Source organism: Haloferax sulfurifontis ATCC BAA-897 (assembly GCF_000337835.1).
Taxonomy (GTDB): domain Archaea; phylum Halobacteriota; class Halobacteria; order Halobacteriales; family Haloferacaceae; genus Haloferax; species Haloferax denitrificans.
In genome coordinates this window covers 196389-216459 of the sequence record NZ_AOLM01000020.1, presented here as the reverse complement: position 1 = coordinate 216459, position 20071 = coordinate 196389, and the positions used below count along the sequence as shown (strand labels likewise).

At 50.8% G+C, this 20071-nt stretch carries 17 protein-coding genes; 10 read left to right on the top strand and 7 right to left on the bottom strand.

All coding sequences use genetic code 11. The annotated features are described in order from the left end of the window. Window positions 1–38 precede the first annotated feature (38 nt). From C441_RS19555 to C441_RS20745, 4 genes are all read right to left on the bottom strand, one after another. Entirely contained in the window at window positions 39–737 is a 699-nt protein-coding gene (locus tag C441_RS19555) for a hypothetical protein (RefSeq protein ID WP_152420729.1), read from the bottom strand. A gap of 238 nt (window positions 738–975) precedes the next feature. Further along, entirely contained in the window at window positions 976–3111 is a 2136-nt protein-coding gene (locus tag C441_RS12275) for an ATP-binding protein (protein ID WP_007275357.1), read from the bottom strand. A 25-nt stretch (window positions 3112–3136) separates the two neighbouring features. After that, window positions 3137–3739: a hypothetical protein gene (locus C441_RS19725; protein ID WP_007275356.1), complete on the bottom strand. Its 603-nt coding sequence runs from the start codon at window positions 3737–3739 to the stop codon at window positions 3137–3139. Then, window positions 3739–4032, bottom strand: a complete 294-nt coding sequence (locus C441_RS20745; protein WP_449271542.1) for a DUF7563 family protein — start codon at window positions 4030–4032, stop codon at window positions 3739–3741. The genes C441_RS19725 and C441_RS20745 overlap by 1 nt, the downstream gene beginning before the upstream one ends. A 249-nt stretch (window positions 4033–4281) precedes the next feature. Here C441_RS20745 and C441_RS12265 point away from each other — a divergent pair, with 249 nt between their 5' ends. The 9 genes from C441_RS12265 (at window position 4282) to C441_RS19055 (ending at window position 14119) form a co-directional block, all read left to right on the top strand. After that, window positions 4282–4656 (top strand): hypothetical protein, encoded by a 375-nt coding sequence (locus C441_RS12265; RefSeq protein WP_007275355.1) that lies wholly within the window; start codon window positions 4282–4284, stop codon window positions 4654–4656. Between the two features lie 522 nt (window positions 4657–5178). Then, a complete protein-coding gene (locus tag C441_RS12260; RefSeq protein ID WP_007275354.1) occupies window positions 5179–5463 on the top strand; it encodes a hypothetical protein in 285 nt (94 codons plus the stop codon). Between the two features lie 1151 nt (window positions 5464–6614). Next, window positions 6615–7349 carry a recombinase family protein gene (locus C441_RS12250; RefSeq protein ID WP_007275353.1) on the top strand — a complete coding sequence of 245 codons (735 nt, stop codon included), beginning with the start codon at window positions 6615–6617 and terminating at the stop codon, window positions 7347–7349. Between the two features lie 695 nt (window positions 7350–8044). Further along, the gene (locus C441_RS19065; protein ID WP_083874916.1) at window positions 8045–8485 is read left to right on the top strand and encodes a TIR domain-containing protein; all 441 of its coding nucleotides are present in this window, start codon (window positions 8045–8047) and stop codon (window positions 8483–8485) included. Next, window positions 8482–9123 (top strand): RipA family octameric membrane protein, encoded by a 642-nt coding sequence (locus C441_RS19060; RefSeq protein ID WP_007275351.1) that lies wholly within the window; start codon window positions 8482–8484, stop codon window positions 9121–9123. Before C441_RS19065 ends, C441_RS19060 begins: the two co-directional genes overlap by 4 nt. Before the next feature lie 108 nt (window positions 9124–9231). Next, window positions 9232–9600, top strand: coding sequence for a MarR family winged helix-turn-helix transcriptional regulator (locus C441_RS12245; protein WP_007275350.1), 369 nt, complete (start codon window positions 9232–9234; stop codon window positions 9598–9600). Between the two features lie 69 nt (window positions 9601–9669). After that, complete coding sequence (locus C441_RS12240) at window positions 9670–10452, top strand: MvaI/BcnI family restriction endonuclease (RefSeq protein WP_007275349.1); 783 nt, start codon at window positions 9670–9672, stop codon at window positions 10450–10452. Next, a complete protein-coding gene (locus tag C441_RS12235) occupies window positions 10452–11510 on the top strand; it encodes a hypothetical protein (RefSeq protein WP_007275348.1) in 1059 nt (352 codons plus the stop codon). Before C441_RS12240 ends, C441_RS12235 begins: the two co-directional genes overlap by 1 nt. A 335-nt stretch (window positions 11511–11845) precedes the next feature. Next, window positions 11846–14119, top strand: coding sequence for a DUF262 domain-containing protein (locus C441_RS19055; protein WP_161618821.1), 2274 nt, complete (start codon window positions 11846–11848; stop codon window positions 14117–14119). Between the two features lie 69 nt (window positions 14120–14188). Here C441_RS19055 and C441_RS12215 read toward each other — a convergent pair whose 3' ends face one another. Next, window positions 14189–15550 (bottom strand): DNA adenine methylase, encoded by a 1362-nt coding sequence (locus C441_RS12215; RefSeq protein WP_007275346.1) that lies wholly within the window; start codon window positions 15548–15550, stop codon window positions 14189–14191. 144 nt (window positions 15551–15694) lie between these two features. Here C441_RS12215 and C441_RS12210 point away from each other — a divergent pair, with 144 nt between their 5' ends. Then, complete coding sequence (locus C441_RS12210; RefSeq protein WP_152420728.1) at window positions 15695–15904, top strand: hypothetical protein; 210 nt, start codon at window positions 15695–15697, stop codon at window positions 15902–15904. Between the two features lie 46 nt (window positions 15905–15950). Here the strand turns inward: C441_RS12210 and C441_RS12205 are convergent, their stop codons facing one another. Both C441_RS12205 and C441_RS19545 read right to left on the bottom strand, forming a co-directional pair. Beyond that, window positions 15951–18704 (bottom strand): hypothetical protein, encoded by a 2754-nt coding sequence (locus tag C441_RS12205; protein ID WP_007275344.1) that lies wholly within the window; start codon window positions 18702–18704, stop codon window positions 15951–15953. Further along, on the bottom strand, window positions 18701–19840 hold the full coding sequence (locus C441_RS19545) for a hypothetical protein (RefSeq protein WP_152420727.1): 1140 nt from the start codon (window positions 19838–19840) through the stop codon (window positions 18701–18703). Before C441_RS19545 ends, C441_RS12205 begins: the two co-directional genes overlap by 4 nt. Window positions 19841–20071 lie beyond the last annotated feature (231 nt).

Below are 20071 nucleotides of genomic sequence, written 5' to 3'. Positions count from 1 at the left end.
AGGGCGTGCTGAATACAGAGCGCGAGTTGGTCATTAACTTACTCTGGTCCTTCGCCGTCACGTAGCTGTGCCGAGGCGAATTGGGGCTGTAACTCGGCTAGCTGGGATTTGATGTCGTTGAAAATCAGCGGTGGATCTCTGTATGGGTTGTTTGGATATTTATCCTCGGAGAAAACTTCATTGACACGTCTATATTCAGGCACCCAAACCCACTCGGCCTCATTTGGTGGTAGGACGTTTGCGAATCGATTCATCATCACTCCTTGAAGAATGAATATCGTTTGAGTGAGTAGTAAGATGCCCGGAATCAGGGAGTCTCCAGCTACCGTCAGTTGATACAATGGTGCGAAAGAGTAGAGCGCGAGAATGACGTAAGCCGCACCGATGCAAAGGAGTACGACGAATCTGATTGTACGACGGATTGAGAGTGCGCTGGAAAGTCGCTCACCAAATTCGTCAATTGTGTCTGGATTGCTCCCTGGGTTCTTGGTATAGAGTAGAGCAAGTGAGTAACCAATGACGGTGAGGTCCTTTTTCGGATGGACTTGTGGCCCTTCTGGCCCGAATACACTGTACAATACACTGTGAACAAGGGTTGCTCCAAGAAGAACAGCCCCAATGGAAAAAAATGCCAATTGGGTCGGGTTTTGTTGGTAGATATAGAACCAGCCAGCTACAGGGATGTAGAAGCCACCATATTGAATGTTTGCTACGTCTCGTATAGCTTGTACTGACATCGTCTACCTGTTGATGACCAAGACATGGTGATTGGATTACAAAAATCCACTCCTCAATTGGTTTCCTGATGACTGATAGTCAAGTGAATCACGAATCAGTTGATAGGGTGCTGCATACACTCTCTCTATTCAGCACGGCCATAATAAACTATCAGCGACGTAGGATTTCAACAGAACCGTTGACTCTTGATTCTCATGTAGTCCCCACAATGTCCCTCTCAATGTGTCTCGCCCCGGCCTACGCCCGCAACCACTTCCCGGAATCTTGCTCGTAGTAGTTCCCGGAGCGAGACTGCTGCTGGAGAACCTCTTCGACACGCGAGGATGGAATGTCTTTCTGCATCGCGCTTACAATCTCGTCAAGCGCGAACCCGTCCGTGTTCCCTGAGTTCCTGTGCATCAACTCGTCGTAGGTGGCATTCAACGCTCCGACGACATCGTACTGCGAGACGCTCTTCCCGGAGAACTTGGTGGTATCGTACCCCCAACTGTCGAGCATCTTCACCACTGTTCCTTGGGCAACCTCAACATCGTACATCTCAACTGTATCCGACAAGCGAAGCGTAGCAGACGCTTTAGCGAGCCGAATCATCGAACCGACAGACCTCGGCTTCAACCCCTTGTTAAGACCCCCGTCAGAACTATCTGAAAGCATCTGACGGAGGACCGTATAGGTATCATGGATCGCGTCTGCCTCTGGGCCATCTGGGTCGTACACCGGGTTAGTATGCTGTTTCGCGTAGGTGACGTATTTGGCGACGAACTCAGGGTGAAGGAACTCGTCACCATCAAGGTCGAGTGTGCCACCGTGTTGCTTACTGATTGCCTTGGCAATCCGGTGGTCAAGGTCCTCATCAATCTCGTCATGGAACGCGAACCGAAGGTCAAACCGACTCATGACGCTCGTGTCGAACTCCACTTGATCTTCGAGCGCCATCATCGGGTCGAAGTCACCGTGTTTCGGGTTGGCGGTAGCGAGAAGATTGCATCGCGTCTTCATCGTCGTATTCAACCCGTATTTTGAGAACTCAATCTGTCCGTCTTCGAGGGCGTTGTTGAGCGAGGTAATTTCGTCGTTAACCTTGTCGAGTTCGTCAACAACAGCGAGACCGCCATCAGCGAGGGGGAGCAGTCCGGGTTTCAATACCTTCTTCGTAGACCCGCCAATCACCTCATCGTCAGCCGCAGCCGTCAAACCAGCCTTCGTGGACCCTGTACCGGACGACGACACCGACTTCTTGTTGATGAGTTTGGCGTAGTAGTTGAGCATCGTCTTCCCGGTCCCTGCATCCCCGATGAGCAGAATGTGGATCTCGCCACGGGCGCGAGTCCCATCCGTAAGTGTTTGGCTGCCGGGAGCAGCGGCTTGCAGAAGGATACCTCGTTTGGCGTGTTCGTGTCCGTGAATGGTTGGAGCGATACTTTCGGTCAAGTACCCCACAGGGTCATCCATACTAGCGATGTCCCTGATCTGTTCGCGTTCCTCAGTGGAAATCGAATCGTAGTCGATGTCGTCTCCACTCCGCTGCTCAATGTTGAGTGCGTTAATCCACGTTGTCAGATGACGAGTATCACCCTCCAGTCCTGATTCAAGCTCACCGACCACCATCACTTCATCACCTGCATGAGCAGCGTTCGACAATCTGGATCCGGTGATACGAGCCTCAGCGTTACGGGGTTGCGCCTCTGTTAAGACGTCGCTGTAATCCTCTTGGGCTTTGATGGCTTGCGTGTCCTCAACATCCGACTGTTCTTTGTCCAGTCGGAATGGCCCTTGGCGTTCGCAGCCCTGACACTCGTGAGGTTTCTGGATACCCTCGTCCGCAGACGAAATCTGCGGGAGATACGTCACTGTGCCGCACCGTTGGCACTCCCATGCAGCTTCCTTGACCGTCGGTTTAACTGCGCTCTGCACAACGCACGTACCGCGAAATGCGACCAGTTGACCGATCAGGTCGCTCGGACTGTCGGAACTGGGTCGGAACACCATGTCTTCAGGAGGGTTCCGAGGAACCAACTCAATCTCGGCGTCCGTCCCCGGCTCAGCGAGGTCGAACGTCATGTTGGGAACGTCACCTTCACTAACGTCGTTCAACGCGCGTTTGGCGCAACCGTTCCAACTCTTCAGCACGTTCTGGACGTGAACTGAGTGCTTGCTCCAGTCGTCTCGGAGGTCTTCGTAGATGTCGTATGCGAACCGGTAGAACACCGACAGATCCACTTCAAACGTGGTCTCGACAGCACCTTCGGCCATCGCGACATCCTTGAACAACTGTTCCACGTCGTCGTTCTGGTGTTTCCAGAGGACTGTCTGGATGGCCGTTGCAAGATGGTTATCGGTCGTTACTTCGGAGGGAGTTAGTTGTTGAATCATTGTTGATTGGAGGGTTTCAGGGCGTTCACGCAGTGTTCTTCGCGATGATTCTCTCGTACTCCACAGTCTTGTCCTCGGAGTTCTCAGTGCCGGATGATTGACTCTGTTCGGTTCTGTTCGGGAACCGGTCGGTTGTGAGCCGGTCATCATCTTCGAGATCGGCAAGGACAGTGTCGACAGACCGGTCATGTTCGTCAGCGAGATGTTTGACACGCGCCGTTTTGCGGGTCAGTTTCACTCCCACAAGGTCTCCGGTCAGTTCGCAGACGAACTCATCAAGGTCTTCTTCGTAACTGTTCTGTGCGGCAAGCGCCTCTTCGTACAACGCTTCCAGCGTTTCGATGTCCTCTTCGATCTCGTCTGCTTCCTTCGCGTGTTCGGAGGCCTTCTGTTCATGCTCGGCCTGCTTCTCGCGCTCCGACTCAGCCTGCTCCTCTCGGAGTCGGATCGCCCCCTCGATCAACTCAGGGTCAGACTCTTCGATGTTCGCAGCGTCGATGTGACGGGAAATCTCGTCGTAGATGAGGAAGTGCATCTTGTCTTTGAGAGTGCAATCCTCATTGTCTGCGATCTGTTTCATCGCAATCTTCGTTGCTGGGTGAGTCTCGAAGTTGATGCGTTTCGTCATCAGCAACCACCCCGAGTCTGTGCGCTTTCTCGGATCGCACGCTCTCTTCGCGTTGAACACGCAGGGCAAGCTTGGACGATTCCATCATTGCCCACATATACGCGAGTGAATGAGTCGCTGACTCTGCTTCCGCATGTGCGAAAGTTGTTCCCAAGTTCGATCGCGTTGTAGTCGCGAAACGTGACTGGGGTTCGGATCTTCGTATCGTCGTTAGACGGCCCGAGACTAGTAAAATCAGTCTGTTCGGGTTGTTTCCGGTCGTTGCCTTTATACGTTGGGTCAGTCTTTGTCATACTGTTGTCTCCTCGGAGAGACCAACACCGAACTCACAGACCCCGCGAGGGGTATTGGCGCGAGAGTTGACGGCTCTCGCACCGGTTTTTCACCGGACGTATCGTGTCCCGTGTTAGTCTCTACTACCTCATGAAGAACAAATACTTATAAACCTTGGGTGTTTACACATTAATAGACTCAATTTGGTAAATGCTTAAGTGAGTGGCGCAAGCCTTCGCCACCAAGACACCCTCAACGGAGAACACAACATGGAACTCAAACACATCGACATGCAGATCATCACGCACCTGTACGCACAGCCCGGAAACCGAAACACACGCCAAAACGTCGCATACAGCCTCTACAACGACGTCAACGACGACACCATCAACCTCGACAACCCAACCACCGAAGAACGAGACAAAATCCCGTCCTTTTCAAACCGCCTCTGGAACAGGATGAACGACATTCTTCTCGAACAAGGACTTATCCAGAAAATCGGGCCAGCACCCAAATCAGGCCTCTACGAACTCACACACAGAGGTGTTGATGTCGCTGAAATCATCAGCCAACGCAACATCGACACAAACCACGGTCGGTTGCACGCCCGAGCCGACATCTCCGAAGCATACTCGTCCGAATAGTCGCCTGTTCTCGTCTGCATCGTCGCCAACCCGTTCCGCAGTGTGGAAGCCAAACTGAACTCGTCATCGGTTAGATCGAACCAACACCAAAGTCGTGTGATTAACATCACAAGATGAAATGTTAATCACATCACGGTAGACCACATACGTCACCACCCACTCCAGAGGAATGTGATTAACATCACAAGATGAAATGTTAACTACATGCCAAGGGAGGATGTGCTTCCTATGACCGGATCGGGGAGGCGTGTTCAGCCGCTCCGAACCGTTCAGCGTGTTTTGGGCGTGAACGACAGTGCGTCATCGGCAATGACTTCTGGTAGAGTCGGTAGTGATTTTCGGGGAAGCGGGCGAGACTGCCGCTGCGAGATTTGTAGGTCGATGTCGGGTCTGTACCGACAGTAGTGCAGCGCGACGTAGGTAGAAACGTTGAACAACGACGTTTGTGGGTGTTCGCTTGTTTCTCTCGGTGGATGGTTGGACTCATGGGGAGTATAAGGCTCCTGCCTCGAATCGCGGGGTATGGGGAAGAAATCACAGTCTGGTTTGAACTTGGACGAAGATTTTGTCTCACGCAATAGTCTGTTGTACGAGACGTGGGTTGAGGTGGATGATGTTGACGAGTATCCGGTTGAGATTGAGTTGGCCGATGGGTCTGTTATCGAGATACGTGATGGGGAGATGCACGGGTTGTTGGATGAGTGCCGTGTTACGCTGGAGGAACTTGTTGGTGATGAGGATGATGCTGATGATGATGGTGGGTGGGAACCGAATCCGGTTGATAACTCCTCATTTTATCAAGGATAGAGTTCGCGGTCGACATCGAGAGTGGTCTTCTGTTTCGCTGTGAGAGGGTTCCCCCTTCTGAACGAGGGGTATACCTTGACGGAGCAAACTGCTGAATATCACTCAACATCATATTTCCATGAGTGAGTGGTATTCAACAGATGAATTTCATGTGTTGATGTTCGAATATGGTCTTCTTGAGTTTCAAGACAGCCGTCTTCAACACTTTATTGATATTTCTCTATGGTTCTCTGAGGGTTCATTCCCGAAGGAGTTTCTGTCCAAAGGATTCTGTTCGCAGGACTCAGAGTTGTCTGGGAGGGTGTTGTTCGTAGGAGTGAGTTACGTGGGGGCGTCGTTTCGACCCGAAAGCCCTTCATTTTCGAGGATGTCGTTGACGCCCCGGTTCGGCCTACTCTTCAGTGACAAATAAACCTCAGTCGAGCATAGCGGGGTCGACATCGAGTTCGACCGAATTGGAGTGTTCTCTGAGTGCGCGGATTGCAATCATTTTGATTGGCACATTCTTGACGGCGCTTTCGGTTCGGAGTTGTTGGTGCAGACCGTCGGGGATTTCGATGTTGATTCTTCCCATTTTCTGTACGTCGACGTGTCGTATCTACCCGTATGAAGGTCGGGTTCAGTAAGGGGTTCGCAGCGCGGTTACTCGTTGGTTCGGAAGTGATCGGCACCATGTGCGGCGGAAGTGTACGCTATCAGCGTACATGTCCACTCTCAACGTGCATCTGGGTATGTTGAAAGTCTCCGTTCATTCACCGGTGCTGAAATTTATGGTTGGCCGATAAGAGATTGGGTATATGGGTCTGCGTTCGATATTCATCGCGTTGTTGTATGGTTTCATGTGGGGACTCAAATCCCCGATTCACGCTTACCAAGCCGGGGAGACCTATGGGAGGGTGATTGGGTTGATATTTGGTCTGTCAACACTCCTTGTGTACCCGTTGTCAGTATTCCTTGGTGCAGGGGTTGCGACACTACGGTATTATTTCTCTGGAGGTCCTCAAGGATAGAGTCTGCTACGCTGAAGCGGTTGATTCGGTGGATGTCGGCTTCGTTCGTTGCGGGTTGTAAGCGGGTGGTCACTGAGATACAACCTGTAAGCAGCGCGGTGTAATATATAACCCCGGTGAGTTGCAAGCTGTAATCGAGAAATGCCCTCCAAATACGCGACTTACATCAGGAAGTCGACAGCCGAACAGGACGACAAACACCAACGCCAAGACATCAAAGTCTGGTTAGACAATCACAATCTCAAAATCGGGGATGTCGACGTGTACTCCGAACAAGGATCGGGCGCATCCGCTGACCGAGATGAGTTCCTGGCGCTCATCAACGAAATTGAATCCGACACCTACACAGATGTCGTTGTTTGGGAGGTGTCGAGAATCGCACGGAAGGGTTTCCTCGCACAACGATTCTTCGATAGTTGTGAAGATGCCGGAGTGACAATCCACATTACGAACGGAAGTATTCGTGAGATTGAACCGAACGGAACTGGGCGTCTCGTGGCCGACATCATTGCATCAGTGGCAGCAGAGGAGCGTCGGCAGCTCATTCGGCGGACTCGCTCGGGGCAACGACGCGCTCGAGAACAAGGGAAGTGGCTTGGACAAGTCCCTGCTGGATTTGCTCGCGTTGACGGGTATTTGAAGCCGAACCTCGATCCGGACTACAGTTCTGGGGAGACCGGTTTTTTGGATGTCGTTGAAGCGTTGGAATCGGTTGAAGCGGGTGACAGCTACAACAAAACCGCAGGACGAACTCCGAACATAACTCGTCAGACGCTTAGTACCATCCATCAGGACGATGAACGACGTGCGTGGTATCTGGATTTGGAGGCTGACGACGACCGTGTGCTGGATGCTGTGAGTGAGCTGGATGTATGACTGCGTTTGCCTTCGCCGCTCTCGCGAGTAAATTGCTGATGGCGGTGTGGGGGGAAGTTCGGTGGCTGTCAGGCGACGTTGGACGAGTTCTGATTTGACTTTGGGTTAATCGGATGAACAGTAACGCTCGAGCGTGATTGGTAGTAAACCAACGATAACTCTTGAAGGTTAATTGACTGCCCGGTAGGATTCTAACAAGCCATTCCACCCATAGTTTTATATATAGAAACCGCTCGGGAGACGTTGCAGATGAATTGGTTAACCCTCTTAGGCGTGGTGTTTGGCGCAGCCAGCTTCCTACGCTCAGTCGGAAAGTGGTATTGGGAACCTGAACTGAATCGGACGTTTCGGAGAACTGTCATCGAGTTACATCCTGACCGTGAAACCAAAGAGTATGAGACTACTGTCCTTCGTTATTGGAAGTAGTTTATAGGCTTCCAATTTTTTGCGTGTTCTCGTCACTTTTCGATTAAGGTGCGCTGAGTTTGGGAATCCGTTCTGGATGCTGGGTTTGTATGTTTGAGCCGGGGTTCGGGCGTGGATGTCGGCGCCGAGTTTCGGTCTTCGTAAATAGACTCCAAAACTCGCTGGAAATGGTAGCACACTCTCAAGTGTGCATTCTGGTCGTTGTCTTCAAAGCTGAATGTTGGGTGAGAAGAAAATCGTTTAATCATAGTGGATTCAAAATAACAATTATGACATTCAACATAGAAGAGATTGAATTGAGTGCTGATCGCAGCGGTTACGATATTTTCATATCTCACTCATGGGAATACGATTCAGACTATGAAGGATTAGTTAGTCTGCTCGAAGACAAGAACCATTTCTCGTTTCGGAACTACTCAGTAACGCAAGAAGAGAAAGTGGAAGGGAAATCTGATGCTGCTCTCAAGCGGCACATCAAAAATAAGCAGATAAAACCGGTATCTGTCGTTATTGTGATTGCAGGAATGTATTCAACATATAGTGACTGGATCGGCAAAGAAGTCAGAATTGCAGAAGATCTCGGCAAACCAATATTGAGTGTGAAACCATGGGGCGCTGAAAGAACGTCTTACATCGAATCTAAAGCTGATGCGAAAGTGAATTGGAATAAAAGCAGCATTGTACGTGAAATTCGAGACCTTTCTCCGTGACGAACTCAACCTCTGATTCCGGTTCCCGAACTCAAGGAAAATGTGGTGAGCGTGGTGAGGGGGCGCAACCCGATCCTACACTCGAACAGTGGAAACATTACGAACAGACGACCCGCGACGTAAGCAATCGACGGCTAAAAAACAACCGTTTCTACCAACGTTTATTGGGGGCAACTGTAGCGGGTGTTGGTGTTGCTTCGAAGTTTAATGCAATAGGACCACTAGTGTATATATTAGTGGGTGTGATTGGGGTGGCGATCTCTCTTTTATGGATGCTGCATATCATCTCGTACAAGCAGTTGAATGGTGGTAAGTACCAGATATTACATGAGTTGGAATCTGAACTTCCAAACCAACCCTTCTCTGATGAGTGGACAGAACTCAAAAGCGGAACTGACCCACAGACATACGTTACGCATACGAGTGTTGAAATTTGGTGGCCTCGTGTCACGCTTTGGGTCTTTGGCGCGATGTCGATTTATGGCTGCGACCAAATCCAAGATGCAGCCAACTTCCCGTGGGTTTCAATCATATTGTGGACAGGTGTTACGATAATCTATTGGATAATTGCGTTTCGAGGTTACAAACCATTCAACCTTATTGCGCCATTCTGGACCCAGCGCAAAGACTCTAATTAAAAACGGCGTTTGGTTCTGTGAAAATCGTTACAGACTACTTCCCAATCTCTTAAGCGTTTATTTCACTCGCCTCCAAGCGTCTATCTGCTGTTCTCTCGAACACAATGTATGGGTAACCTCGACCTGCCCGAAAACAGCATATTCGCCTCGGAGGACTATGAGAAGATGCAAGAGGTTTCGTCCACGTCACTCGCAACCGACATCCTCGAAATACTGGAGGAGAACGACCGGCTCAGCCAGAATGAGTTGGTTGAGACGCTCAACCGTGATGCGGACGACATCCACGATACGCTCAAAGACATGATGCGAGTTGCGCTTATCAAACAGCGACGTGACCCGAATACTGACCGGAAAGGGACTTATTCGTACTACACACTGACGAAGCCCGGAAGAACCGTTCTGCGAGAAGGAATCGACGATGGCGTTCGCGCCCTCATACGCGCCGAACACGACGCAGAACAGAAGTACAGCAAGTGACTTAACGATATTAATTCACTATGTTGACTATGTGGTATTATTCTCCATACATACTGACTTTTTCGCAGCATGGACACTTTCGAGGATTTCGTCTCCCGTCTTCGCGAAATCAAACAACTCGGCCACGTCGAAACCCACAGAAAAGGAAACACAGGAATCGGAAAAACGCTCGAAGACCTTCTCGGCATCGAAGAAAACAACATCCCGGGTCCAGACGCCGTAGGCGCCGAACTCAAAGCGATGCGGGAAGGCTCTGGAAGTCTCACCACTCTATTCACCAAAGAACCACCGCGTAGCGAACGCCCGTTCTGGGGAACCAAAATGGTGAACGAACTCGGATACGTTGACGACAAAGGACGTCAAGCCCTGAAAGTCACGATCCGACCGAACACACCCAACAACAAAGGATTCTACCTCGACTACGACGACACCTCTGTTTCAGTTGTACACGAGGATGTCGGTGTCTGTGCGACGTATCCGCTTGACTTCCTCCGCGAAAGGTTCGAAGACAAGTTCCCGCAGCTCGTGATGGTGTTCGCAGACACGAAACGCATCGATGGCGTTGAACACTTCTGGTACAAGGAAGCCTACCATCTCGACGGATTCGACAGCGACGCCTTCCTCGATCTAATGCGTGATGGGGTTATCACGCTCGACCTCCGAATGCACCTCAAAGAATCCGGAGCAAACCGGAACCGAGGCACTGCGTGGCGCATCATGGACGAAAGCCGTCTGGATGAAGCATTCGAAGACCGAACACCACTACTTGACGACACCGAACTGGACGATATCCCTGTCACCACCAAACCGCATCCTGTCGCCCCGGAACAGGATACTCTCGACGGGTACTAATGACGGTCTCGCAAACACAATCAATCCCGACACAAGACGAGTTGGAGAAGGTACTGGGTGACGACCGTGTGAGCGACAAGAAGTACGACCGGTACTACAAACCCTACTTCGAGTACCTATATTCACTCCCTGCGGGGGAAGTTGCGACCGACATCGAACTCTTCGACCACGCAGCGGGCAACTACTCCAGAAGGACCTACCGGGAGTACCTGAAACACACGATTGAGTACGACCCGGCGCTCGAACTCAAGGTTGCGGGATACGTCTACCACGTTGATTCCTTCATCGAACAAAATGCGGTGAAGAACAACATCACCGACATCGGGAAACACATCAACGTGGTCCAGCAGACCTGCCTCAATACATACCGTGAGTCGAAGACGCGGTACTCCGAACGACTCATCCACTATCTGCGGAAGGAAACAGAAACCGAGTACAGTGGTTTCCTCAACGGCATGGTTGATTCCGATGTCGTCGATCGTCTGCTGGATACTTACGAAGAACTTCTCGCAGACCGAGTACCGGAGAAAGTGACTTCGATGAACCAGAGCGGGAAGAACATGGCCGGGAGTGTCAATGAAGAGTTGTTCTTATTGGCTCTGGAATCGGCAGGGTTGACGCGGGGTTCGGACTTTGAACAGATCTCTTCGAAGGGTGATACCGGTGACATCAAAGTCTATCAGAAGTCAGGCGGGAACCCATTCCGAATTGAAGCGAAATCCAGTAAGAACCGCGAACGCGGAGAGTTCGGTGTGGGTGCAGTCGACTCTCCATCCGGTCTGCTCGGGTTCTTCGATGATGCGGAGGAAATCGTTGGTGCAGCGGGGAAACTCGATAACGAGTGCCGGGTCGTATATTTGCCACCGGGCACACTCGCTGACATCGCCCGTTCGGATCATAGCGTGTACTCGATGACGAGTCAGAAAACAGGGCAGCGATTCCTACGCGCAAACAACGAGTACGGTGTTGACATGAAACACTACCATGCACACGGCGACCTTCCCGACAAGCCCCTCGGACACGAAGGCAAGTATCTGACCGCTACTTGGGGGAAGTAAGAACGACGATATTCTTGTTCACCGTTAACTCACGTGTTACTCCTTCCACGTTCTCCAGCACGTTACTCCACAGAATAGTCTTGTCTGAATCCCTTGCTTGAGTGTCTCCTATTACTCAGAGCCGACACGGTCGAAACCCGTGAGCCATACCGCTACTGGACCAGCTTGAGGGATGGGCCAATCTTACTGAGTGGCTCGCCTGGATTCATTCTAATCTATCTTTGATATAAATGAATCTCTAACACTGCCTTTCAGCACTTTTTGCTGCACTTGCATACTGTGAGAATCCTGGACAATAATAAACGTTTTAACCTACTGCCATGACACACTTGGACATGGCAGACGCCGACCAAATGAGCCTGCAAGAAATATTCCAGCAGGCTCGGCTGAATATTCCGCGATACCAGCGAAGTTACGCGTGGGACGAGAAACAAGTGAATGACCTGATCGACGACGTGGAATACGTGCTTGGCCGTCGCAACCATGTTGGACAGAGCCGAAATATTGTTCACTACTTTGGCACTGTCGTTTTAGATGACATCAAGGAAGTTAGTAGCCCGACCCCGAATGATTGGGTACTCTACGACATCGTTGATGGCCAACAACGTCTAACTACAATCAGCCTACTTGTGGGTTGTATCTGCGAAGAGCTATCTGACCTAGAGGGTCACGTGAATGTAGACCCTCAAACAGAAAACTCACCTATAGAACTGCACCAAACATATAGAAACATATACATTAAATATCGGAACAAATCGAATGGTCGAAAATTCGTTCCGGGTGATTTAACCGAAGATGCATACAGCCAGTTAGTCCTCTCTGAAAAGGACCCTGATGTCATCCTCTCGAACGGGCAGAAAATCCTCCCCGCTCGCAAGCTTGCCGAGGCGAAAGAAACAATCCAGAAGCGGCTTGCACGAAAACGCGATGCCGTCTTCGGAGGCGATATTGAAGACGCAGATGAGAGCGATCTTCGAGTGTATTTCGATTACCTGTACGATGTCCTCTCTGTCATAGATAACACATTTGAAGTGACCCGCTACCGGGTAGACGACACCGCAGAAGCAGGCCGTCTGTTCGAGGTCGTCAACGACAGAGGGAAAGATCTGACGACTGCGGAGAAGGTTAAAAGCCATCTGCTCTACTGTGCTGGAGAAATCGATACCCTTGACTCTGAAGAGGTCGCTCGGGAGTTCAACCAAGCAGTTGAAACAATCACCATTAGTGGAGGTGACGAAGAACTGGTTGACCAATTCGTTGACCGCCACTGGGAAATGTTCACAGGTGAGACACGAAGAAGCCGTCCACGGAGCGACATCAACGGTCTTCACCGACGTATAAAACAAATCGACCGGTATGCTCCTCTGGACCGGAACCCAAGCGACCTCACGTACTGGGTGAACACGTACGTACAGTCATTACAGGATGCCGCAGAAGCGTTCTATGCGGTATATAATGCGGACCATCTTCAGGACCAATTCTCCTCTATTGATAAAGAGACCGTAAAGAGAGTTCGTGCGATTAGTAACTCGGGTGCGGCATCTACCTTCCGACCACTCCTTATGGCGGCCTACCTGAAGTTGGATGTCCACAGTGACGAATTTAGGGAGATTGTTGACGCTTGTGAGACATTCTCGTTCCGCGCCTTCGAAATCATGAATCGGAGTACGACGTTACTTCGGCGCAGTCTCAAGCAGGAAGCACATCGACTCTACGTAGCTGACCAGTCTCAGGCCGATCTCGAAAAGCTGTTTGGTGAGGTTCCACTCGACAACCTCTACAAGAACATAGATGATGCTGTCATCGGAATTTGTGACAAAATCGACTACGAGACTGGAAAGCGGGCACCCGATGAAGATGTCATCGAGTATTTGAAAAGAAAAGACGTAATTCAGGGAGAGTTCACCACTGGATGGGGTGGGTTCCATAATAAAAAGACCATCTTATACCTTCTCTATGAGTACGAACGATACCTTCGTGAACAGAAGGGCGAGACTGGTCTCGAAACGCTCGTTGACTTCGGTACGTTTGTCGAGGAAGCACAGATAGAGCATATTGCGCCCCAAAATCCGGGAACTGACCGTGCAAAGCTCGAAGACCATCAAGAGAACCGAAATAGACTCGGTAACCTCGCGTTCTTGTGGCCGAAAGATAACCAGGATGCGAGTAATGACGAGTACAACGAGAAGCACAAGAACATCTACAGTGGTTCTCGTATTGCCACTCTGGAGGCACTCCCAAGCCCCAAGGAGGGTTGGGATGTTGAGGCAATCAACGACCGCGAGAAGAAGCTGATTGAGTTCGCCTCAGAGAGATGGTCGGGAAGGAATCAAGCTCATGTATTGGTCAAATCCAAAGTTTCCCTACACTTGGGTCAAGAACTTCGAGAGCAGGTTCAAAACCACCAGAAACACGCGAACGGGAAAGTTCCAACCATCAAATTTGTCCCGGTCGATGAAGTGGACGTGACATCTTATGCTGGGGCCACTGGAAAGTCGTGTCCGAATTGTGGTGGTAACGTCACAGTGGTAAACGAAGATGGAAGCTGTCAGTGTACCTGCGGGGACGAATTAGATGTCCCGAACTACAGCATGATTAGGACTGAGTAAAGAATACAGACGCGATTTTGTGAGTAACCAACAATGGGATGTGAAATCAGATTGCCGGATTGTTGAGTATTAGTTATCTGGCGCAGTCATCACCACGATGTTTTCGTTCGCCATGAGGTCGCCCGTTACCCCGGGAACGTTTTCGGGGGCGTTCGACCATGGAAGTGTTTTGTTCGGAATCTCCCGGGGGAGCATGTGTTGGTACTCGAACCCGACATGTTCGCACAGCTCCTTAGTGATGAGGTGAGTAGGAATGTTGACTCGACTCATCGTCCGGTTCGCAACAACCCATGCGGAAGGCTGACCGGGTTTCAGAATCTTCGCAACCTCCTTCATCACCTCGTAGTAGTCTCGAACGAAGTCCATCGCATCTTCCGACCGACCTTCCTTTTCGCGGAGGGTATCCATCGTCGCAGCGAACGACGGCGACCATTCTTCCAACTCTTCCAACGGTTCGAGTTCGCTGTTGGAACCACCCAGCCCGGTCTTGTCCACCGATTTCATTTCGTCGTAACCATGCCCTCCAGCGATGATAGCAGGGTCCTGTGAGAACTGCCCGTAAGCGACTGTTGTCCGGTGGTCCCCGTAAGGTGGCGACGTGATCACGATGTCGGCACTGTTCTCTTCAACAGCGTCATCGTCATTTGTCGTGGCAGTGCGTGAATCCGCGTAGTGAATCGTTGTGTTGAGCGAATGGTCAACCTGCTCGCTGTATTCACGCATGAGCTTGATGTTCTTATCCAGTTTCGTCACGAAGAGGTCGTATACGTCGGGATTATGGGATTCGCGCTTCTCTTCCGGCATCCGATACCGTTTGTATTCTCCATTTCGCTGGTAGCTGACCTTCCGAGTGATTGCTGACAGTACAATGCGGAAGAATCGCCCTATCTCCTCTGAATATTTCGTTTCCAGTTGGTTAATCTCCACACTCACGGTGTAGAGTTCAGATAGTTGTGGCTCCGGGAACCACCCGTCTCGAATTTCCAAGTCTTCCGGAGTTAGTGACGAGCCATCCTCATAGTTCTCTCTGGCCCTTTCAAGAGAATCACTCAGGTGTTCGAGCAGGTCATCTCGTGCAGACTGGAGAGTAGAGACGTCCAGCGGCTCGGCTTTCGCTTTACTGAGGGTCACGGCGAGTGGGTTGATGTCGTTCGCTTCTGCGTGCAGACCGTGCAGTCGGCCCTCAACAGCGGTTGTCCCGCTTCCACTGAACGGATCGTACACGGTGTCGCCATCGTCGATGATTCCTTCCGATTTGTAGTAGTTGAGAAGCGCGTCCGGGATCTGTGGAATCATCCGCGCAGGGTAAGAATGCAGGCCGTGCGTCAGGTAAGATGTGTCTGCTTTTTCGAACGTCCAGTCAATATCTTCCAGAGACGTTATCTCCCCGTCAGATGCACCGAGCGTCGTCTGCCGTGTATTTCCAGCCATTATTCACTTGTAAAACTCTGTGAGTTGCAGTGTCCTATTCGTTTCGCACTTCACGCGAGTAGATGTGTGCATTCTACTTAACGATGTGAAGTAATGATATTAAGTAATGGGATTGATTACGACTCCTCAACCATCACCGGTAACATGGCGGACATCCGGCTGAACGACGCTGACAAAGCAATTATAGAGGAACTTCAGCAAGGACGGGTCACCGCTGCGTATCTCGACCGGCGCATCCGGTGGGAACGTGGATACCTCACGCAACGCCTCCGACGCCTGCAGGAACACGGCATTGTGGTGAATCTTGAAGATACAGGCCTCTACGAATTAATTCCGGGAGAACAAGAGCTGTAAAATCTCCAAACTTACGAAGACTCCTTTCGAAGTGGACAGGTTTGTCCTATTCACTGATTCGGGTGAGTTGGTCGTCGTTTATCAGCATCGGCATGAGTGCTTGTGAGAGTCCATTGACCGATGTCTCGACAATATCAGTGAGTTCGAAGTCTGCAGTCGCAAGTACCTGATCGTCAAAGGACTCCTGGAAGTAGAGGTAGTCGCAGATAGAGAAGAACACCAGTGCAAGTTCATACTGTTGTTCAACGAACTTCTTCCAACCATCCCTTATGTTCTCTTCAACGATGAATGACCGCAGCACAGCAGCGTCTCTGTTGATAGTGAGATGTAACCCACTCACGCTCCCATCAATGCTTGGTTCGATCCGTAGTAGCGTGTGTTCGTCAAACTCGCGCTGTGTCTCCGTCCAATCTTCCTCTGGCACATCCGGGTCAACCTCCCAGTCAGCACGATAAACATACGAGATTGATGGCATCCCCCGTTTGCGAGTCGTATCTGGGGTAGCAGTTTCGGCAGACGCCTCTGCACTGGATGCCTCGTCATCAATAATTCTGCCATCGGTGTCTTCATCTCCCGTTCCATCCCCCCTGTCTTCTTCATGAACTATGTCATCCCACGGTTTTCGTGGTGGGCGGTTCACCGCAGGTTTGTATCTAACGTCTAGGTAGCTGACAAGTGGATTCTCGAATACCTCCTCAGAACCCGTATCGACGCCTCCTCCATCCGTTTCAATCTCTGTTGCCTCGAAATCGATATATGCCGCATTCGCTCGAATCTCGGCAGTTGATGGGCGGGTAAGTTCGACCGTAACCGGATGGCTGTCGCCCGGATCAGGGTCTTTGTACGGTTTGAGTGTCACGGTCAATATTCCATCGTGGAGTTCAACGGAGCGGAACATTTCCGATGGGGACACTTTCAACTCTCCAGACAGTATGTCGCGAACGAGATAGTTCGACTGTGCATCTGTTGCGAACCGAACTTGCTTCCCTGCGTTCACAGGGATGTCGAGGGGCATAGGTCTCGGAGATTCCCAATATATGTGTTCACCATCTGGATCGTACTTTGCAATCGGAGTGATATACGTCGGCAAGCGAAGAGACTCCATGACGGTTTCACCATCCCCTTCAGTTGTCCTACGTGTCTCTGGAATCTGTGCTTCATCGTCATCTTGCTTCGGCAGAGGCGTTTCTGTCCCGTCCTCAGACGAGAAATAGGGTGCAGCGACCTTCTGACGGAAGTCTAGGTAGTTCACGAGAGTGGGATGTCTGTTAAGGAACTTCTCAAACGATTCGCGCGTGACGAGTTCTTTTGAACTACCCCGCCGTGAGCGGCGCCGGTCTTCCTCTTCGAGCAGAAGGTCTGATTTTTTCAATGCCGTTTCAAGCCCAGCAAGGAATCGCTGTGCGATTGGCATCCCCTCTTTTAGGTCATCGCGTGAGGGGCGGAACATCCGGATTAAATCGCCGTTTGCGAAGTCATCTAACTCGACGATGACAACGGTGTCATCTGCAACTTTTGAGAATCCACATTGGCGCAGGAACACCGTTCCAAGTGACCCGTGGGTTTGACCATTGATCGTGATCATGACGGCGTGGTCAGTTTGAATCCCCGTGCGAGTACCTGCCACATCCGATCTGCTTCCTTTTTTAAGGAACTCATCTTTCCCCCGCTTGTTCGTATTTTCGAGGTCGTCGGTGTGTTTGAACAGGGCGACCTGAATTGGGCGTGTTCCGAGTATCTCCGACTCGAAATCACATTTAAACACGTCAATCTCCTCACCAACGAGTAAGTTCTCTTTCCCCGCAAGTCTAGGTAGGAAACCTTTCGTTCTCGCTTGTACGACCTTCTGCGTCGGGTATCTTGCCTCTGTTATGGTGATCTCGAGCGGAGAGTTGACGAGGTATCGTTCGAGTTTAGGGCGGAATCCATCTGACGAATTTATCTGCGAACGTGAACAGTTCGTTTGGTAATCGTACATCTTAACAAACGTCCCGAACTCTTGTGGTTCGAAAACCTCGATGTCCTCCTGGCGGTTATATTTCGAAGACGAATTGATGATTTTCTGGCGCATCGAATCTCCGAACGTTCCGGTGAATCTGGGGATTTCTCCGTTGATGCGCAGATATTCGAACCGTCCAAGCCGTTGATTGTCCCGAATGATGCTCCATGACCATTTGCCGGGGTCACGGTGGCTTGCTGACGCGATGAATTTGAAACACCGATCATTGTACTCATCGTTGATATTTCCACAGAACTGTAAGACACCCGTTGATCCCATTCCAAAGCGTCCTTGGGTGAAACCATACTGTTGTTTGATGAGTCCTGGCTTGTGGATTCCAAGGAACGTGTCCTCAAATTCATCTTGGGGCTGACCACATCCGTTGTCGCGGACAGTCAGATTCAGCATATTCGGATTCGGAATCTGCTTTGCTTGCGGAATTGTTCCGTCAGCAATTATCTCAACTGAAGCGTCATTCTTGTCAACGAACGCATCAACTGCCTCTCGGAGTGTCTTGTACGTGTCGGGTTTAATTTCTGGGCCAGTTGACGATTCGAAAAACCGGATCCCAATCGCGTCTTCACTATTAATGGCTATCTCAACGAAACACGGCATGGGCGACGCTGCCTGTCCATAGACTGCAGAATAGTTGCCTTCGTCTTTCGCGAGAGGAATCCATTCTGTATCTGTTTTGGCCTCTATCTCGTTGATCAGTTCGTAGACCTCATCCGTGTCATTTGCGACCAGGAATCTGTCAGCGGCGTTCTTCGACTGCGTTTGTGTGAAATCGGTGTGTGTCATTTCTTGTCTATACTTGCGTTCGATGATGCGGTCGTAGAGAGGAAACTCTCGCCTGATTGGGTTAGGTGGTAAGCGACCCCCCGCTGGCCAACTCGACTTCGTTCTATGAACCCGAGTTCGAACATACGCGCAATCAAGCCTGAGCGCATGGTACTTGCGGTGGCGTCACTCCATTGGTCGTTCAGTTCATTGACTCGAGCTGTGAGTTCTTCTGGACGGTCATCCCCGTCTAGAAGCGCTTGTGCGACGAAGTGCATCGCCTCGAACTCATCGGGGCAACACCTGAGGACATGACGGAGATAAAACTCTACCTCTTCTTCGGAAAGAGTCCGATCCGCGCTGTAGTCACCGTCAAGTAGTGGATTCCACAGCGACGCAAATTCGAGACCGGCATTGGTGAGTCCAATTAACGGCTCGGACTCCGCAGAGATATTAACGAATTGGAGGTGGGTGGCTGCACCCACAAGACCGCCATCTTGTTCGACGTAACCGATGAACTGGGACGCAAAGCGATCTTTTGACTTTACGGCGTTCTGTCCAACTGGTAGTCCTGCTGCGAGTTTTTCTCCACGACCTCGTGACTTCTCCCTGTCTACTTGTTGGATGGTAAATCCAACCTCGCGAGCGAGTTGCGAACACGCACGCACAAACCGGGCACGGTCAATCCACCCCTCCTGCGGCTTATCCTTGTCTTCGCTGGGAGTGGAATCTTCGCGACTTGCAGCGATCTCATTTGCTAGTGCCCGTACCAAGAGTTTGACTGGGAAGATCCGATTATATTGCCCCCACAGTGGTCCCGAGTTGAGTCGGCTGGTCGCTGGCGGTGGGACTGCTGGAAGGTTTTCGTATTCCTTGTGTTCGACTGTGAGTGATGTTGGTCTTGAGTTAGTACCCCTCGATGGTGGGTATGTTCGTACTCCACCCCCACCATCTGAAGTTATTTTTGCCGATTCGGACTCCGCCAGCGCCTCTGAGAAGGTAGGAAGGTTGGAAACATCAGATTCGTCGATTTCGAGGCGAATCTGGTTCTGTAACGCAGTTAGGGCGAAGGCCTCTGGGTCTGCGTATCCTCCGTATTCCAATGCCTCACGTATCTGTTCGAGGACTGGAGCCGGTACATCGATGATAAGTTTCATGTATATGGTCAGCACCCCCCATACGCTACAGATTAGATATAACGCTGTCGCCATTTGTGGAAATATCGAAAAATGCACTTTAACGTCTTCTAACGATTAAATTCGAGGTTTTAGAAATGTGGTCTGCAGTCATATTCAGGAAGAAAATAAGATGGTTCGACATATTGGGTTACAATTGTCAAAAACCTCTATCAGTCCGTCTCTACACTGCTTTGCATGGGTAACCCAGCG

What these genes read in the sequence shown, in the direction of transcription:
- C441_RS19555 (WP_152420729.1), bottom strand. Translation starts at nt 737, where the DNA reads ATGTCAGTACAAGCTATACGAGACGTAGCAAACATTCAATATGGTGGC.
- C441_RS12275 (WP_007275357.1), bottom strand. Translation starts at nt 3,111, where the DNA reads ATGATTCAACAACTAACTCCCTCCGAAGTAACGACCGATAACCATCTT.
- C441_RS19725 (WP_007275356.1), bottom strand. Translation starts at nt 3,739, where the DNA reads ATGACGAAACGCATCAACTTCGAGACTCACCCAGCAACGAAGATTGCG.
- C441_RS20745 (WP_449271542.1), bottom strand. Translation starts at nt 4,032, where the DNA reads ATGACAAAGACTGACCCAACGTATAAAGGCAACGACCGGAAACAACCC.
- C441_RS12265 (WP_007275355.1), top strand. Translation starts at nt 4,282, where the DNA reads ATGGAACTCAAACACATCGACATGCAGATCATCACGCACCTGTACGCA.
- C441_RS12260 (WP_007275354.1), top strand. Translation starts at nt 5,179, where the DNA reads ATGGGGAAGAAATCACAGTCTGGTTTGAACTTGGACGAAGATTTTGTC.
- C441_RS12250 (WP_007275353.1), top strand. Translation starts at nt 6,615, where the DNA reads ATGCCCTCCAAATACGCGACTTACATCAGGAAGTCGACAGCCGAACAG.
- C441_RS19065 (WP_083874916.1), top strand. Translation starts at nt 8,045, where the DNA reads ATGACATTCAACATAGAAGAGATTGAATTGAGTGCTGATCGCAGCGGT.
- C441_RS12245 (WP_007275350.1), top strand. Translation starts at nt 9,232, where the DNA reads ATGGGTAACCTCGACCTGCCCGAAAACAGCATATTCGCCTCGGAGGAC.
- C441_RS12240 (WP_007275349.1), top strand. Translation starts at nt 9,670, where the DNA reads ATGGACACTTTCGAGGATTTCGTCTCCCGTCTTCGCGAAATCAAACAA.
- C441_RS12235 (WP_007275348.1), top strand. Translation starts at nt 10,452, where the DNA reads ATGACGGTCTCGCAAACACAATCAATCCCGACACAAGACGAGTTGGAG.
- C441_RS19055 (WP_161618821.1), top strand. Translation starts at nt 11,846, where the DNA reads ATGGCAGACGCCGACCAAATGAGCCTGCAAGAAATATTCCAGCAGGCT.
- C441_RS12215 (WP_007275346.1), bottom strand. Translation starts at nt 15,550, where the DNA reads ATGGCTGGAAATACACGGCAGACGACGCTCGGTGCATCTGACGGGGAG.
- C441_RS12210 (WP_152420728.1), top strand. Translation starts at nt 15,695, where the DNA reads ATGGCGGACATCCGGCTGAACGACGCTGACAAAGCAATTATAGAGGAA.
- C441_RS12205 (WP_007275344.1), bottom strand. Translation starts at nt 18,704, where the DNA reads ATGACACACACCGATTTCACACAAACGCAGTCGAAGAACGCCGCTGAC.
- C441_RS19545 (WP_152420727.1), bottom strand. Translation starts at nt 19,840, where the DNA reads ATGAAACTTATCATCGATGTACCGGCTCCAGTCCTCGAACAGATACGT.